The following is a 16,179-nucleotide window of genomic DNA, read 5'->3' as shown; positions in this document are numbered from 1 at the left end:
CGGCCACGGCCGCCGCAGCCCGCCGCCGCGCCTGCGGGCGGCCACGGCGACCCCGGTCGTGGCGCAGCCGACCAACGCGGCTTTCTCGGGCGCACCGGCGGCTAGCACGCACTGAAATGCGCGAAATTGAAAAGGCCGCGCCGATCACGCGATCCGGCGCGGCCTTCTCTTTTTCGCGATGAGTCGACGGATCAATCACCCAATGTGCGACCGCTGCGCCTTGTACAACTCCCGGAACGTGCGGCCCACCGGCGCGGGCATATCGCGCGTGGCGGTCCACCCCGCGCCGAACGGCAAACGCGAGATCGCCTTTCGGCTGCCGCCCGCGCGTTCCAGCACGCGCACCATCAGTTTGGTCAGCAGCGCATACGCAGCAGGCCGCATCGCCAGATAGCCCCACGCCGCGAGCGCCGCGCGTTCGGTCCACGGCCGCAGCCGCCGCTCCATCTGCTTTTCGCGCAGTTTGCGAAGCAGGTCCGAGATCGGAATCCCCACCGGGCACACGCTATTGCATTCGCCGCAGAGCGTCGCGGCTTGCGGCAGGTCCAGCGCCTTGTCGATTCCCACATACGCCGGCGTAAGCACCGACCCCATCGGCCCGGGATACACCCAGCCGTACGCGTGTCCTCCGACCTTCTGATAGACCGGGCAATGATTCATGCACGCGCCGCACCGGATGCAACGCAGCATCTCCTGGAAGTCGCCGCCGATCAGTCCCGTGCGCCCGCCGTCGACGAGCACGAAATACATATGCTCCGGCCCGTCCGTCTCGCCGGGCGCGCGCGGGCCGGTCAGCAGCGAGAAGTAGTTCGAGATGGTCTGGCCGGTCGCCGAACGCGGCAGCAAGCGCATGGCCGTGGCGAGATCTTCGAGCGTCGGCAGAATCTTTTCGATGCCCGTCACCGCGACGTGCACGCGCGGCATGACGGTGCACATGCCCTCGTTGCCTTCGTTCGTCACGACGGCGACCGAACCCGTCTCAGCGATCAGAAAGTTGCCGCCCGTCACGCCCATGTCCGCGGTCATGAAATGCGGCCGCAGGACTTCGCGCGCCTCGCGCGTCATCGCGGGAATTTCGGTCAGGCGCGGCCGCCCGTGCGTCTTCGCGAACAGGTCGGCGATCTCGTCCTTATCCTTGTGCACGACCGGCGCGATGATGTGGCTCGGCGGCTCGTTGTCGTTGATCTGCAGGATATATTCGCCAAGGTCGGTCTCGATGGACTGCACGCCCATCTCGCCGAGCACGCGGTTGAGCTGCATCTCCTCGGACACCATCGACTTCGTTTTGATGACCTTCTTCACGCCATGCTCGCGCGCAATGTCGGCGACAAGACGCGCCGCGTCCGCCGTCGATTCGGCGTAAAGCACCGTCGCGCCGCGGCGTGTCGCCTCGCGCTCGAACGTTTCGAGCCACACGTCGAGGTTGTCCAGCGCGCGGTTGCGCCGTTCCTTGAGCGCGGCCCGCGTGGCGTCGAAGTCGATATCGCGCACGGCGCTCGCCCGCGCGCTGACGAACTTGGTCGAGAGCTTGGTGAGGTTGTGCTGAAGCCGCTCGTCGGCAAGCTTGCTGCCGGCGCGCGCCTTGAAGTGCATCGTCTGTACTTGCATGGGTGGCTCTCAGGTGAGGCGCTGCGCATCGCCGGCGAGCACCTGCGCGATATGCAGCACGCGCGTCGTGGTGTCGCCGGTGCGGCGCAGGCGGCCTTCGATGTTGAGCATGCAGCCGAGGTCGCCGAGCACGACCGCATCCGCCGCGCTCGCCTTGATGTTCGCGCATTTCTCGTCGACGATCGCGGTCGAAATATCGCCGTACTTCACCGCGAAGGTGCCGCCGAAGCCGCAGCAGTGCTCGCAGCCGGCCATTTCCTTCACCGGCACGCCGGCCTGCGCGAGCAGTTCGCGCGGCTGCGACTTCACGCGGAGTTCGCGCAAGCCCGAGCAGGCGTCGTGATAGGTGACGATGCCGTCGAAGACGCCCGGTTCCATGCGCGCTTTCGCGATTGTCACCAGAAAATCGGTCAGTTCGAACACGCGCGGCTGCAAGCGCGAATAGCGGTTCATGAGTTCGGGATCGTCGCGAAACAGGTCGCCGTAGTGCGCGCGGATCGTGCCGCCGCATGATCCCGACGGCACCACTACGTAATCGAACTGCTCGAATTCGCGCAGGGTTTTTTCGGCCAGATCGCGGGCGAGGCGGCGGTCGCCGGAGTTGTATGCGGGCTGACCGCAGCACGTCTGCGCCGGCGGAACGCTGACCTCAAAGCCCGCGCGCTCGATCAGCTTGATGACGGAGAAACCGATCTCCGGCCGCATCATATCGATGAGACAGGTCACGAATAAACCGACTCGCATGGCATTTCCTTGTTCGAGTGGATGCGAAAGCGCCGCAATTATCCGCCGGCGGTCGGCCGTTTCCGGATGCGCCGCCTTTTCACATTATGAGATACAATCGATCTTCCGCTGTTTGACGCATCAACCGATTCAGACGATGAGCGACACGAACCCGGAATCAAAAACTTCCATTCAGGTCATCGAGCGCATGATGAGCCTCTTGGACGCCCTCGCCGATCATACCGATCCGGTCAGCCTGAAGGAACTCTCGCACAACACGGGGCTGCACCCTTCCACCGCGCACCGCATCCTGAACGACATGGTGCTGTGCCGGCTGGTCGACCGCTCCGATCCCGGCACGTACCGGCTCGGCATGCGCCTGCTCGAACTCGGCAATCTCGTCAAGGCGCGGCTTTCCGTGCGCGAGGCGGCCATGTCGCCGATGCGCGAACTGCACCGCCAGACCGGGCAGACCGTGAACCTCTCCGTCCGTCAGGGCGATGAGATCGTGTATATCGAGCGCGCGTATTCGGAGCGCTCGGGCATGCAGGTGGTCCGCGCGATCGGCGGGCGCGCGCCGCTGCATCTGACATCGGTCGGCAAGCTCTTTCTCGCCGCCGACGAAGCCGCCCGCGTGCGCGCCTACGCGATGCGCACCGGCCTGTCGGGGCACACGCAGAACAGCATCACGGATCTCGCCAAGCTCGAACGCGAGTTGTCGTTCGTGCGGCAGCAATCGTGCGCGCGCGACAACGAAGAACTCGAACTGGGCGTGCGCTGCATCGCGGCAGGCATCTATGACGACACCGGACGGCTCGTCGCGGGGCTGTCGCTGTCCGCGCCGGCCGACCGGCTTCAGGACGCCTGGCTCAAGCAACTGAGTCATACCGCGCTGGAGATCTCGCGGTCGCTCGGCTATCAGGAGCAACAGCCGGGCGGGGCGCATCAGCCGCAGCGTTGATCGCCCGGTTAAACGAAGAAGCCGGATTCGTCTCTCGACGAATCCGGCTTTTTCTTGTGGCCGTTGAGTGCGCTGAGTGCGCTTACGCGATCACGGGTTCGCGCCGCCGCCCATGTCCGCGCTCATGATGCGCGGCTCGCCGAGCGTATCGAGATACGTGCGCAGACGCGTTGCATCGGCAAAACGCGAGTACTTCCCGTACGAATCGAGCAGCACCATGATGACAGGGCGCCCGTGCACGTTCGCCTGCATCACGAGGCACTCGCCCGCTTCGTTGATGAAGCCCGTCTTCTGCAAGCCGATGTCCCACGACGCGTTACGCACCAGCGCGTTGGTGCTGTTGTACGCGAGCGTGCGCTTGCCGGTGAAGACGTCGTAGCTGCGGTCCGTGGAGAACTTGCGAATCAGCGGATACTGATACGCCGCGTTCACCATCTTGACGAGGTCACGTGCGCTCGACACGTTGAGGCTCGTGAGCCCGGTGGAATTCTCGAAGTGCGTGTCGGTCATGCCGAGCGCCTTCGCCTTCGCGTTCATCGCCGCGATGAACGCAGGACGCCCGCCGGGGTAAAAGCGCGACAGCGCGGCCGCGGCGCGGTTTTCAGACGCCATCAGCGCGATGTGCAGCATGTCTTCGCGATTCAGCACCGAGCCGACGGACAACCGCGAGCCCGTGTACTTCTCGTAATCGCGGTCTTCGTCCGTCACCGTAATTTCATCGGTAAGCGGCATGTGCGAGTCGAGCACGACCATGGCGGTCATCAGCTTCGTAATCGACGCGATGGGCACGACGGCGCGCGAGTTCTTGTCGAAAAGCGTCTCGGACGTGTCCTGGTCGACCACGTAGGCCACGCTCGAACGCAGCGCGAGACTATCCGCCGTGTCGTGCAGACCGAACGCCTGGCCGACCGACGTGGCGCGCGGCTGATACGCCACCGGATGCACGGCGGACCGGCGCGCGTGCGGGTCCATCCGGTAGTTCACGCGATGCTTGCGCGAGACCTTCGGCGCGTCGTCGTCATCGCCGGTAGCGGCGACTTTCGCGGCGCGTGCCGACTTGCCGGCCTTCGCGACGCGAGCGCGGCCAGCGGTCTTTTCTTCGGTGGCGGACTTCTTGTGATGAGTGACGGTGGCAGATTTGGCGAGGGCTTCAGCCGGAGCCGCTGCAAACGATGTCGCTACAGCCAGTGACACGGCGAGGGACAAAGCTGAGCGCAATGCCACGCCGTGCACCGCCTTTAGCGACGAAAACATTTCGGTTTTCATTAGTGTTCTGTTGGGCGGCTGAGAGTACCGCCAAGTGTAGTGAAGCTGCGAAATTTAAGCAATATTAAGCACTTATCGACGCTCGTTAAACTGAGTTGTAAGCGTTGATTGCGTGTTTTGGGCACATTGCGAACGGCAATCGGAAAAAACGATCGCTTTCTGCAGACGGAATACCGCCGAGAACGCGCTTTTGTACGACACGACTCACGCGCTATCGGCAAAATTTCCTGAAACTTGAGTGCTGAACCGATGATTTGGCGCAGCGGTCGCCGTGCCACTTCGATGTGCGTCTGATCAACAGTCGAAATGTTAACGGTTCTTCAACAATTTGGTGTACGGCGACATCCTAAAAATAGGACGGATGCACGAATCGTCCTATTCGCGGCTGCACGAATCTGCCACGAATAGCACGCACCGGCGTCGGTCACGCAACGCTCCGAACGTTCCGTTGCGGTGCAGAGGCTTCCTGGAGTGCCGTTCCGTAACGCGGACACCGATTACTTAAGTCCATGATTCACAACGTCTTCGCACCGATTGTGCAATGCACAAAAAGTGCTTGACATCACTAAGAATATCTCTAAAATGGGCTTCATGTTGCGACGCACCAATAGAAGTAGCACCAACTAGCAGCACTTCGCTGCATCCACCAAGCCACGACCCGCCATGATGGGTCGGCAATCAGGAGCCTGAGATGACCCTACTGACCCCCGAACAAATCGCCGCTGCACAGAAAGCCAACTTCGACACGCTGTTCGGTCTGACGAACAAAGCGTTCGAAGGCGTGGAAAAGCTGGTCGAGCTGAACCTGCAAGTCGTCAAGTCGACGCTCGCCGAAGGCCAGGAAAACGCCCAGCGCGCGCTGTCCGTGAAGGACGCGCAAGAACTGCTCGCGCTGCAAGCCAGCCTGACGCAGCCGGTCGCCGAGAAGGTGCTGTCGTACGGCCGTCACCTGTATGAAATCGCGTCGGCCACGCAAGCCGAGTTCGCCCGTGTTGCCGAAGCGCAATACGAAGAGCAGAACCGCAAGGTGCAGGCACTCGTCGACAACGTCGCGAAGAACGCGCCCGCCGGTTCGGAAACGGCCGTCGCCGTGATGAAGTCGGCCATCACCGCCGCCAACACGACCTACGAAACGGTTCACAAGGCAACGAAGCAAGCCGTCGAAATCGCCGAAAGCAACTTCAACGCAGCCGCCACGGCCGCGACGAAGGCTGCCACGCAAGCGACGGAACAAGCTGCGCGCGCTGCAAAGCGCCCGACGGTCGCCTAAGTCTGAATCGGCTGTTCGAGCGTTAAGCGTTGTACTGAAACCCGGCTGCGGCCGGGTTTTTCTTTGCCGCGACTCATCACGCCAAATAAAAAGGCGCGTTCCCGCCAAGGGAATGCGCCTTTCTCACATCTGACCGCGAACCGCCCTACTTCTTGCGCTGCGGCGGCAGGTCCGTACAGACGCCCTCGTAAAGCTCGGCCGCCATGCCGATCGACTCGCCGAGCGTCGGGTGCGGGTGAATCGTGCGGCCGATATCGGTCGCATCCGCGCCCATCTCGATCGCGAGGCACACTTCGCTGATCAGATCGCCCGCATTCAAGCCGACGATGCCGCCGCCGATCACGCGATGCGTTTCTTCGTCGAAAATCAGCTTGGTGAAGCCTTCGTCGCGGCCATTGGCGATTGCGCGGCCCGACGCGGCCCACGGGAACACCGCTTTGCCGTACTTGATGCCTTCGGCCTTGCACTGGTCTTCGGTCTTGCCCGCCCACGCGACTTCCGGATCGGTGTACGCCACCGACGGAATCTGCATCGCGTCGAAGTACGCCTTCTCGCCGTGCGCCGCTTCCGCCGCGACGTGGCCTTCGTGCACGGCCTTGTGCGCGAGCATCGGCTGGCCGACGAGATCGCCGATCGCGAAGATGTGCTCGACATTCGTGCGCATCTGCTTGTCGACGTTGATGAAGCCGCGCTCCGTCACCGCGACGCCCGCCTTGTCCGCGCCGATCCTGCCGCCGTTCGGCGTGCGTCCGACCGACAACAGCACGAGGTCGTAACGCTGCGGCTCGGCAGGCGCCTTCTCGCCTTCGAAGGTCACATAGATGCCGTCTTCCTTCGCTTCGGCCTTCGTGGTCTTCGTCTTCAGCATGACGTTGGCGAAACGCTTCGCGTTGAACTTCTCCCACACCTTCACGAGATCGCGGTCCGCGCCCATCATCAGGCCGTCGAGCATTTCGACGACATCGATCTCTGCGCCGAGCGTCGAATAGACCGTCGCCATTTCCAGACCGATGATGCCGCCGCCCACCACCAGCATGCGCTTGGGCAACTGACGCAACTCCAGCGCGCCGGTGGAATCGACGACGCGCGGGTCATCCGGGAAAAACGGCAGCTTCACCGCCTGCGAGCCCGCCGCGATGATCGCCTTCTGGAACTTGACGACCTTCTTGCCGTCCGCGCCCTGCACTTCCATGTGATGCGGATCGACAAACGTGCCGACGCCCGTCACCACTTGCACCTTGCGCGCCTTCGCCATGCCCGCGAGGCCGCCCGTCAGCTTCTTGACGACGCCTTCCTTGAAACCGCGCAGCTTGTCGAGGTCGATGGTCGGCTTGCCGAAGCTGATGCCGTGTTCGGCGAGCTCGTGCGTTTCATCCATGACGAGCGCGGTGTGCAGCAGCGCCTTCGACGGGATGCAGCCGACGTTCAGACACACGCCGCCGAGCGTCGAATAACGTTCGACGAGCACGGTCTTCATGCCGAGATCGGCGGAACGGAACGCCGCCGAGTAGCCGCCGGGGCCGGCGCCGAGCACGAGCATCTCGCACTCGACATCGGCCGAGCCGGAATAGCTGCCTGCCTGCGGCGCGGGCGCGGCGGTCGCCTTCTCGGCTGGCTGCGGCGCGGCGGCCGCGGGGTTCGTCGGCACGTAGGTGGTGCCGCCGCCCTGGCCTTCCAGCGTCAGGATGAGCGTGCCTTCCGAGACGTTATCGCCGACCTTCACCTTCAGTTCCTTCACGGTGCCGGCTGCGGGCGAAGGCACGTCCATCGTCGCCTTGTCGGATTCCAGCGTGATGAGCGACTGTTCCTTCTCGACCGTATCGCCCGGCTTCACGTGGACTTCGATGATCGGAATGTCCGTGAAGTCGCCGATATCCGGCACCTTCACCTCCTGCGTGCCGCCGCCCGAAGCAGCGGGCGCGGCGGGAGCGGGTTGCGCCGTCGACGCTTCCTTCGGCGCGCCGCCGGCCGGCGCGCCCGACCCGGCCGCCGCGCCTTCGGTTTCGACCATCGCGATGACCGAGCCCTGCGAAACCTTGTCGCCCTGCTTGACCTTCACTTCCTTGATGGTGCCTGCCACGTCGGCGGGCACTTCCATCGTCGCCTTGTCGGTTTCGAGCGTGATGACGCCCTGTTCCTTTTCGATGACGTCGCCGGGCTGAATATTGACTTCGATGACATCGACATCGGAGAAGTCGCCGATGTCGGGTACTTTTAGTTCGACGAGACTCATGGTGTCCCCTAAGAGAAGAGCGGATGGAACCGGAACGCGCATCGCGGCGCGCGCGGTTCCGCCGTCGGCTGGGCCGCGCGTTCGGACGGGCAAGCCCGAACGCGCGCCACGATCAAAGAATCACGCGACGGAAATCCGCCAGAATCGCCGACAGATAAGCGTTGAAGCGCGCGGCCTCCGCGCCGTCGATCACGCGATGGTCGTACGACAGCGAGAGCGGCAGCGTGAGACGCGGCACGAACTGCTTGCCGTCCCACACCGGCTTTTGCTGGCCGCGCGACAACCCGAGGATCGCCACTTCCGGCGCGTTGATGATCGGCGTGAAGTGCGTGCCGCCGATGCCGCCCAGCGACGAGATCGAGAAGCAGCCGCCCTGCATCTGGTCCGGCTTCAGCTTGCCTTCGCGGGCGAGCTTCGACAGCTCCGCCATTTCCTTCGCGATATCGACGAGGCCCTTCTTGTCCGCATCGCGGATCACGGGGACGACGAGGCCGTTCGGCGTGTCGGCCGCGAAACCGACGTGGTAATACTTCTTGAAGACGAGGTTGTCGCCGTCGAGGCTCGCGTTGAAGGTCGGGAACTTCTTCAGCGCCGCGACCACGGCCTTGATGACGAACGCGAGCATCGTGAACTTCACGCCCGCTTTCTCGTGTTCCTTGTTCAGCTTGACGCGCAGCTCTTCCAGCTCGGTGATGTCCGCTTCGTCGTTGTTCGTGACGTGCGGGATCATGACCCAGTTGCGATGCAGGTTCGCGCCCGAGATCTTCTTGATGCGCGAGAGCGGTTTCGGGTCGACCGGACCGAACTTCGTGAAATCGACCTTCGGCCACGGCAGCAGTCCCAGCTCGCCGCCGCCACCGCCCGCCGGGGCGGCTGCCGCGGCGGGCGCCTTGGCCTGCCCCGTCATCACGCCCTTCACGAATGCGGTGATGTCCTGCTGCGTGATGCGTCCCTTCGGACCGGTGCCGTTCACGCGCGTCACGTCCACGCCCAGGTCACGCGCGAACTTGCGCACCGAAGGCGACGCGTGGCTCGACGTGCGCGTGCCGTCGCCGGCCGGCATCACGGGCGCTTGCGCAAGCGCGGACGGCGCTTCCTTCGCGGGCGCGGGCTTCGCGGGCGCATCGGGCGGCGCTGCGGCCGGCGACGGCGCTTCCTGCTTCGGCGCCGCTGCCGCTGGCGCGGCCCCAGCGCCACCCTCGCCGCCTTCGAGCACGAGAATCAGCGATCCTTCGGACACCGTATCGCCGATCTTCACCTTCAGTTCCTTGACCGTGCCCGCAGCCGGACTCGGCACGTCCATCGTCGCCTTGTCGGATTCGAGCGTGACGAGCGACTGTTCCTTCTCGACCTTGTCCCCGACCTTGACGGCGATTTCGATGATCGGAATGTCCGTGAAGTCGCCGATATCCGGCACCTTCACTTCCACCGATCCGCCGCCGCCCGAAGCCTGCGCGGGCTGCGAGTGCGTCTGCGTTTGCGCGGGCGCTTCCTCTTTCGCGGGCGCAGAGGGCGCAGACGGCGCAGCGGCCGCGCCGCCGCCTTCCAGCACGACGATCAGCGTGCCTTCGGAGACGTTGTCGCCCACCTTGACCTTGACTTCCTTCACCGTGCCCGCCGACGAACTGGGCACGTCCATCGTGGCCTTGTCGGATTCCAGCGTGACGAGGGATTGTTCCTGCTCAACGACATCGCCCGGCTTGACCAGCACTTCGATCACGGGAATGTCCTTGAAATCGCCGATGTCCGGCACTTTGACTTCGATCGCTTGACTCATTATTAGTGTCTCCTGGGTTGCACGCGGCCTCTTTCCGCTTCGGAAAGAGGCCGCGTCACAACGCTCGGGGGCGATGCCTTTAGACGGTCATCGGGTTGGGTTTGGCCGGGTCGAGGTTGTACTTCTTGATCGCCTCAGCGACGACGTTACGCTCGATCGTGCCTTCGTCGGCGAGCGCATTGAGCGCCGCCAGCGTGACCCAGTAGCGGTCGACTTCGAAGAAGTGGCGCAGCGCCTCGCGCGTATCCGAGCGGCCGTAGCCGTCGGTGCCGAGCACCACGAACTTGTTCGGCACGTAGCCGCGGATCTGGTCGACGAGCGCGCGGATGTAATCCGTCGACGCGATCACCGGACCCTGCGCGCCCTTGAGCAGCTTGGTCACGTGCGGCACGCGCTTCTCTTCGGTCGGATGCAGCAGGTTATAGCGCTCACATGCCTGGCCTTCGCGGGCCAGTTCCGTGAAGCTCGGCACGCTCCAGAGATCGGCGGACACGCCCCAGTCGTTCTTCAACAGGTCGGCGGCGGCGATCACTTCGTTGAAGATCGTGCCCGCGCCCATCAGCTGGACGTGCGCCTTGCCTGCGCTCTCGGCCTTCTTGAACGCGTACATGCCCTTGATGATGTCGCCAGCGACAGCATCGCCTTGCGGAATCGCCGGATGCTCGTAGTTCTCGTTCATCACGGTGATGTAGTAGTACACGTCCTCCTGCTCCTGCACCATGCGGCGCAGGCCGTCCTGCATGATGACGGCGAGCTCATAGCCGAAGGTCGGGTCGTAGCTCACGCAGTTCGGAATCGACGCCGCCCAGAGAAGCGAGTGGCCGTCTTCGTGCTGCAGGCCTTCGCCGTTGAGCGTCGTGCGGCCAGCGGTGCCGCCCAGGAGGAAGCCGCGCGAACGCATGTCGCCCGCGGCCCACGCCAGATCGCCGATGCGCTGGAAGCCGAACATCGAATAGAAGATGTAGAACGGAATCATGATCTCGCCGTGCGTCGAGTACGACGTCGCGGCCGCGATCCAGTCACACATGCCACCGGCTTCGTTGATGCCTTCCTGCAGGATCTGGCCCGTCTCCGATTCCTTGTAGAACATCAACTGGTCGGAGTCTTCCGGAATGTACTTCTGGCCGTCCTGATTCCAGATGCCGATCTGGCGGAAGAGGCCTTCCATGCCGAACGTACGCGATTCGTCCGGCACGATCGGCACGACGCGCTTGCCGATCGTCTTGTCCTTCAAGAGGATGTTCAGCACGCGCACGAAGGCCATCGTCGTGGAGATTTCACGGCCTTCGCCCGTGCCTTTGAGGAGCGGTTCGAACGCGGAGAGCGCCGGCACCGGCAGCGATTCCGCCTTTTGGCGGCGCGCCGGCAGATAGCCACCCAGATCCATGCGCTTCTGGCGCATGTATTCGAGTTCCTTCGAGCCCTCTTCGAACGTGAGATACGGCACGTCGACGATCTGTTCGTCGCTGATCGGCAGGCGGAACTGGTCGCGGAATTTCTTCAGCGTCTCGATCGGCAGCTTCTTCTGCTGGTGCGTGATGTTCATCGCCTGACCGTGCTCGCCCATGCCATAGCCCTTGATGGTCTTGGCGAGGATGACGGTCGGCGCGCCCTTCGTCTTCGTGGCGGCGTCGAACGCGGCGTAGATCTTGTGCGGGTCGTGGCCGCCGCGGTTCAGATTCCAGATGTCCTCATCGGACCAGTCGGCGACGAGCGCCTTGAGTTCCGGCGTGTTGAAGAAGTGCTCGCGCACGAACGCGCCCGACTCCGACTTGTACGTCTGATATTCGCCGTCGACGACTTCCATCATGCGGCGCATCAGCGCGCCGGTCTTGTCGCGAGCGAAGAGCGCGTCCCAGCGGCTGCCCCAGATCACCTTGATGACGTTCCAGCCCGCGCCGCGGAATTCGCTTTCCAGTTCCTGAATGATCTTGCCGTTGCCGCGCACCGGACCATCCAGACGCTGCAGGTTGCAGTTGATGACGAACACGAGGTTGTCGAGACGCTCGCGGCCGGCCATGCCGATCGCGCCGAGCGATTCCGGCTCGTCCGTCTCGCCGTCGCCGAGGAACGCCCAGACCTTGCGGCCTTCCGTCTTCGCGATGCCGCGCGCCTGCATGTACTTCATGAAGCGCGCCTGATAGATCGCCATGATCGGGCCGAGGCCCATGGAGACGGTCGGGAACTGCCAGAAATCCGGCATCAGCCACGGATGCGGATACGACGAGATGCCCTCGCCGCCCACTTCCTGGCGGAAGTTGTCGAGTTGCTTTTCGGTCAGGCGGCCGAGCAGGAAAGCGCGCGAATACACGCCCGGCGACGAGTGACCCTGCACGAACACGAGGTCGCCGCCGTGTTCTTTGGACGGCGCGTGCCAGAAGTGATTGAAGCCGACGTCATAGAGCGTCGCGGCCGACGCGAACGAAGCGATGTGCCCGCCGACGTTCGTGTCCTTGCCCGCGCGAAGCACCATGGCGATGGCGTTCCAGCGCGTGTACGAACGGATGCGGTGCTCGACGTCCTGATCGCCGGGAATCTTCGCCTGGGACGCGACCGGAATCGTATTGATGTACGGGGTGTTGGCCGAAAACGGCAGATGTTCGCCGTGCACGCGCGCGAACTCGATCTGTTTCTCGATCAGGTAATGCGCGCGGTCAGGGCCGACCGCCGAAATCACGCCATCCAGTGCTTCGAGCCATTCGGCGGTTTCTTGCGGATCGTCGTCCTTGGCATTGGCGACATATTTGAGAACTTCGTCGGGTACAGCGGACATGCTCGTCTCCTGATGTGAGGAACGCTCTAAGAACAGCCGAAAAACACACGCCCGCACGGACTCGGGCACTGGCCGCGTGCCGGCATTCTAAAGAGGGTCCAGACCTAGTAGCAAGGAATTTTTCGAATCATGGGAGCGGATCTCATGATGTGAAAAAATGCTGCAATGCACCGTCCCATACGGTTTTTCTGTTCAGACGTTTCTCCTCCTTTTCCCGCAAATGAGCCGTCTTTACCGTCTTTTTACGCCAATTAACAATCGGGTGCTGCGTTACAATCGCTTCCATGTTGACTGACCGGCTGATCAAACGCTCGGCGCGCGTCGGTAAGAAACCGACCGACTCGTCGCCCTCCCGCTGGCACCACGGCCCGTGGTGGTCGAACTCCTATTTACTCACGCCGCTTATCTCCATCATCGTTTTTCTGGTGGTCATGAGCTTGATTCTCTGGAGCCTGAACCGGCGCGAGCAGCAGCAGCAGGAAGACACGCTGTACCGCAACGTCGCGTGGGCCCAGCAGCAAATCCGTCTTGCCATGACGGGTGCGCAAGAACAAATCCAGGCCCTCGCGCGCGACATCGCGGCCGGCCACGGCGACTCGCAAAACTTCCAGACTGCGTCCACCGACATCATGCAGGGGCATCCCGAGATCCTCTACATGAACTGGTACACGAGCGAGCACAAGCCGCGCTGGCCCAATACGCCGCTGCCCGTGCTCGGCTCCCGCCTCGCCAAGCCGAACGACACGCAAATGGACGAGGCCGTGCAAGCGGCGTTCGACGAAGCGCGCACCACGCGCCGTCAGGTCTACTCGCCGCTTCTTTACGATGACCTCGGCAACGGTTACATCACGCTGCAAACGCCGGTGTTTCGCGACCGCGAATTCCTCGGCTCCATCGCGGCGGTATTTTCGATCGAAGGCATCCTGAAGCGCGACATTCCGAGCGAACTGTCGGCGAAGTACAAGATCTCGATCACCGATCTGAACAACCGCGAGCTCGCGACCACGTCCAGCCGGCCGCGTCTGCCGCGCGACATGTTCTACGACCTTCCGCTCGACCCGCCCGGACAGGGCCTGTCGGTGCGCGTGTATTCGTATCCGCAACTCACGAACTTCACGAATAACACGCTGGTATGGCTCGTCGCGGGCCTGTCGTGCTTCGTGCTGTGGAGCCTCTGGAGCCTGTGGAAACACACGCGCCAGCGCTTCGAGGCGCAGCAGGCGCTCTATGCCGAAGCCTTCTTCCGCCGCGCGATGGAAAATTCGGTGCTGATCGGCATGCGCGTGCTCGACATGCACGGCCGCATCACACACGTGAATCCCGCGTTCTGCCGCATGACGGGCTGGGACGAAAGCGATCTCGTCGGCAAGAACGCGCCGTTTCCGTACTGGCCGCGCGACTCGTATCCGGAGATGCAGCGCCAGCTCGACATGACGCTGCGCGGCAAGGCGCCGTCGTCCGGCTTCGAACTGCGCGTGCGTCGCAAGGACGGCTCCTTCTTTCACGCGCGGCTCTACGTGTCGCCGCTGATCGACAGTTCCGGCCGTCAGACGGGCTGGATGTCGTCGATGACGGACATCACCGAGCCGAAGCGCGCCCGCGAGGAACTCGCCGCCGCGCACGAACGCTTCACGACCGTCCTCGAAAGCCTCGACGCGGCCGTGTCCGTGCTCGCCGCCGACGAAGCCGAACTGCTCTTCGCGAACCGCTATTACCGGCATCTGTTCGGCATTCGCCCGGACGGGCATCTGCAACTCGCGGGCGCGGCCTTCGACGGCAACGCGCAGAGTTCGTCCGACACGCTCGACATGATCGACACCTACGCGGGCCTGCCGGCCGCCGTGCTCACCGAAAGCTCGGCGGACGCGCAGGAGGTCTACGTCGAGGGCATCCAGAAGTGGTTCGAAGTGCGCCGCCAGTACATTCAGTGGGTGGACGGCCACCTCGCGCAGATGCAGATCGCGACCGACATCACCCAGCGCAAGCAGGCGCAGGAACTGGCGCATCAGCAGGAAGAAAAGCTGCAGTTCACGAGCCGCCTGATGACCATGGGCGAGATGGCGTCGTCGCTCGCGCACGAGCTGAACCAGCCGCTCGCGGCCATCAACAACTACTGCTCGGGCTGCGTCGCGCTCGTGAAATCCGGCCGGATGACGCAGGAAACGCTGCTCCCGGTGCTGGAGAAAACCGCGCAGCAGGCCGTGCGCGCGGGCATGATCATCAAGCGCATCCGCGAGTTCGTGAAGCGCAGCGAGCCCAAGCGCCAGGCGACGCGCGTGGCGGATATCGTCGCGGACGCGGTCGGCCTCGCCGAAATCGAAGCGCGCAAGCGCAAGATCCGCATCGTCACCGAGATCCGCTCGCGCATGCCGGTGATCTACGTCGATCCGGTTTTGATCGAACAAGTGTTGGTCAACCTGTTGAAAAACGCGGCCGAAGCAATGCATGATGCAAAGCCGAACGCCGTCGATCCGGTGATTCGCGTGGTGGTGCTGCGAACCGATGGCGGTTTCGTGTGCATCAGCGTGGTGGATCAGGGTCCGGGCGTCGACGAAGCCACGGCCGAGCGTCTGTTCGAGCCGTTCTACAGCACGAAATCCGACGGCATGGGCATGGGCCTGAATATTTGCCGCTCGATCATCGAATCGCATCGCGGGCGGCTGTGGGTAGTGAACAACGTCGAGGCGGACGGCCACGTGACCGGCGCGACTTTCCACTGCAGCCTGCCGATCGGCGAAGCGGACGGATCGACGGGACCGGGCGCCGACGCGCGCGACGAACATACCAATACGAGACAACATACCGTTACGGGAGAACTATGAGCAGTCCAGTCACCACTCAGGAAACCGTCTTTGTCGTCGACGATGACGAGGCCGTGCGTGATTCTTTGCGCTGGCTGCTCGAAGCCAACGGCTACCGCGTGCAATGCTTCTCCAGCGCCGAATCGTTCCTCGACGTCTATCTGCCGATCGCGCATTCCGGCGCCATCGCCTGCCTGATCCTCGACGTGCGCATGGCCGGCATGACGGGCCTCGAATTGCAGGAAAAGCTGATCGCGGACAACTCCGTGCTGCCGATCATTTTCGTCACCGGTCACGGCGACGTGCCGATGGCCGTCTCGACGATGAAGAAAGGCGCGATGGATTTCATCGAAAAGCCGTTCGACGAGGCGGAACTGCGCAAGCTGGTCGAGCGCATGCTGGAAAAGGCGCGCAGCGAGAGCACGAGTGTCCAGCAGCAGCGCGCGGCCGCCGAGCGGCTTGGCAAGCTGACGGCGCGCGAGCATCAGGTGCTCGAGCGCATCATCGCGGGGCGTCTCAACAAGCAGATCGCGGACGACCTCGGCATCAGCATCAAGACGGTGGAAGCGCATCGCGCCAACATCATGGAGAAGCTCTCGGTGAATACCGTCGCCGACCTGTTGCGCCTCGCGCTGTCCAACAAGCCCCAGCAGTAACGTCTTCGCGGTTTCGTCGCGGGGGGGGGGGGGGGGGGGGGCGGGGGCGCGGGGGGGGGGGGGGGGGGGGGGGGGGGCGGGCCCCCCCACAAAACCCCCCCGCGCGCCCCC

Annotated in this window: 11 protein-coding genes; 4 read left to right on the top strand and 7 right to left on the bottom strand. The window is 63.7% G+C overall.

The features are described from left to right. Positions 1-195: 195 nt before the first annotated feature. Positions 196-1,608: a lactate utilization protein B gene (locus NCR37_RS04960; protein ID WP_250472033.1), complete on the bottom strand. Its 1,413-nt coding sequence runs from the start codon at positions 1,606-1,608 to the stop codon at positions 196-198. A 9-nt stretch (positions 1,609-1,617) separates the two neighbouring features. Beyond that, entirely contained in the window at positions 1,618-2,352 is a 735-nt protein-coding gene (locus tag NCR37_RS04955; RefSeq protein WP_250472032.1) for a (Fe-S)-binding protein, read from the bottom strand. Between the two features lie 136 nt (positions 2,353-2,488). On the opposite strand from NCR37_RS04955, the gene NCR37_RS04950 reads away from it, so the two are divergent. Further along, entirely contained in the window at positions 2,489-3,292 is an 804-nt protein-coding gene (locus NCR37_RS04950; RefSeq protein ID WP_250472031.1) for an IclR family transcriptional regulator, read from the top strand. Between the two features lie 90 nt (positions 3,293-3,382). On the opposite strand, the gene pbpG is transcribed toward NCR37_RS04950, so the two are convergent. Then, entirely contained in the window at positions 3,383-4,558 is a 1,176-nt protein-coding gene (gene pbpG / locus NCR37_RS04945) for a D-alanyl-D-alanine endopeptidase (protein ID WP_250472030.1), read from the bottom strand. A gap of 691 nt (positions 4,559-5,249) precedes the next feature. On the opposite strand from pbpG, the gene NCR37_RS04940 reads away from it, so the two are divergent. Further along, the gene (locus NCR37_RS04940) at positions 5,250-5,828 is read left to right on the top strand and encodes a phasin family protein (RefSeq protein ID WP_175939991.1); all 579 of its coding nucleotides are present in this window, start codon (positions 5,250-5,252) and stop codon (positions 5,826-5,828) included. Between the two features lie 145 nt (positions 5,829-5,973). On the opposite strand, the gene lpdA is transcribed toward NCR37_RS04940, so the two are convergent. From lpdA to NCR37_RS04920, 4 genes are all read right to left on the bottom strand, one after another. Continuing rightward, the gene (gene lpdA / locus NCR37_RS04935) at positions 5,974-8,061 is read right to left on the bottom strand and encodes a dihydrolipoyl dehydrogenase (protein ID WP_250472029.1); all 2,088 of its coding nucleotides are present in this window, start codon (positions 8,059-8,061) and stop codon (positions 5,974-5,976) included. A 112-nt stretch (positions 8,062-8,173) separates the two neighbouring features. Continuing rightward, the gene (gene aceF / locus NCR37_RS04930; RefSeq protein ID WP_250472028.1) at positions 8,174-9,838 is read right to left on the bottom strand and encodes a dihydrolipoyllysine-residue acetyltransferase; all 1,665 of its coding nucleotides are present in this window, start codon (positions 9,836-9,838) and stop codon (positions 8,174-8,176) included. Positions 9,839-9,917: 79 nt separating this feature from the next. Then, positions 9,918-12,611 (bottom strand): pyruvate dehydrogenase (acetyl-transferring), homodimeric type, encoded by a 2,694-nt coding sequence (aceE, locus tag NCR37_RS04925; RefSeq protein WP_250472027.1) that lies wholly within the window; start codon positions 12,609-12,611, stop codon positions 9,918-9,920. Between the two features lie 142 nt (positions 12,612-12,753). Next, on the bottom strand, positions 12,754-12,897 hold the full coding sequence (locus tag NCR37_RS04920) for a hypothetical protein (RefSeq protein WP_250472026.1): 144 nt from the start codon (positions 12,895-12,897) through the stop codon (positions 12,754-12,756). Between NCR37_RS04920 and fixL the strand changes: the two genes are divergently transcribed. Together fixL and fixJ are read left to right on the top strand one after the other, a co-directional pair. Then, positions 12,896-15,433: an oxygen sensor histidine kinase FixL gene (gene fixL, locus NCR37_RS04915; protein ID WP_250472025.1), complete on the top strand. Its 2,538-nt coding sequence runs from the start codon at positions 12,896-12,898 to the stop codon at positions 15,431-15,433. The two genes, NCR37_RS04920 and fixL, sit on opposite strands and share 2 nt — an antisense overlap. After that, positions 15,430-16,068, top strand: a complete 639-nt coding sequence (fixJ, locus tag NCR37_RS04910; RefSeq protein WP_159835767.1) for an oxygen response regulator transcription factor FixJ — start codon at positions 15,430-15,432, stop codon at positions 16,066-16,068. The genes fixL and fixJ overlap by 4 nt, the downstream gene beginning before the upstream one ends. Positions 16,069-16,179 lie beyond the last annotated feature (111 nt).

This window comes from Caballeronia sp. GAFFF1 (assembly GCF_023630705.1).
In the GTDB taxonomy this organism is placed as follows: Bacteria; Pseudomonadota; Gammaproteobacteria; order Burkholderiales; family Burkholderiaceae; genus Caballeronia.
This window is presented reverse-complemented; position numbering and strand designations above follow the sequence as displayed.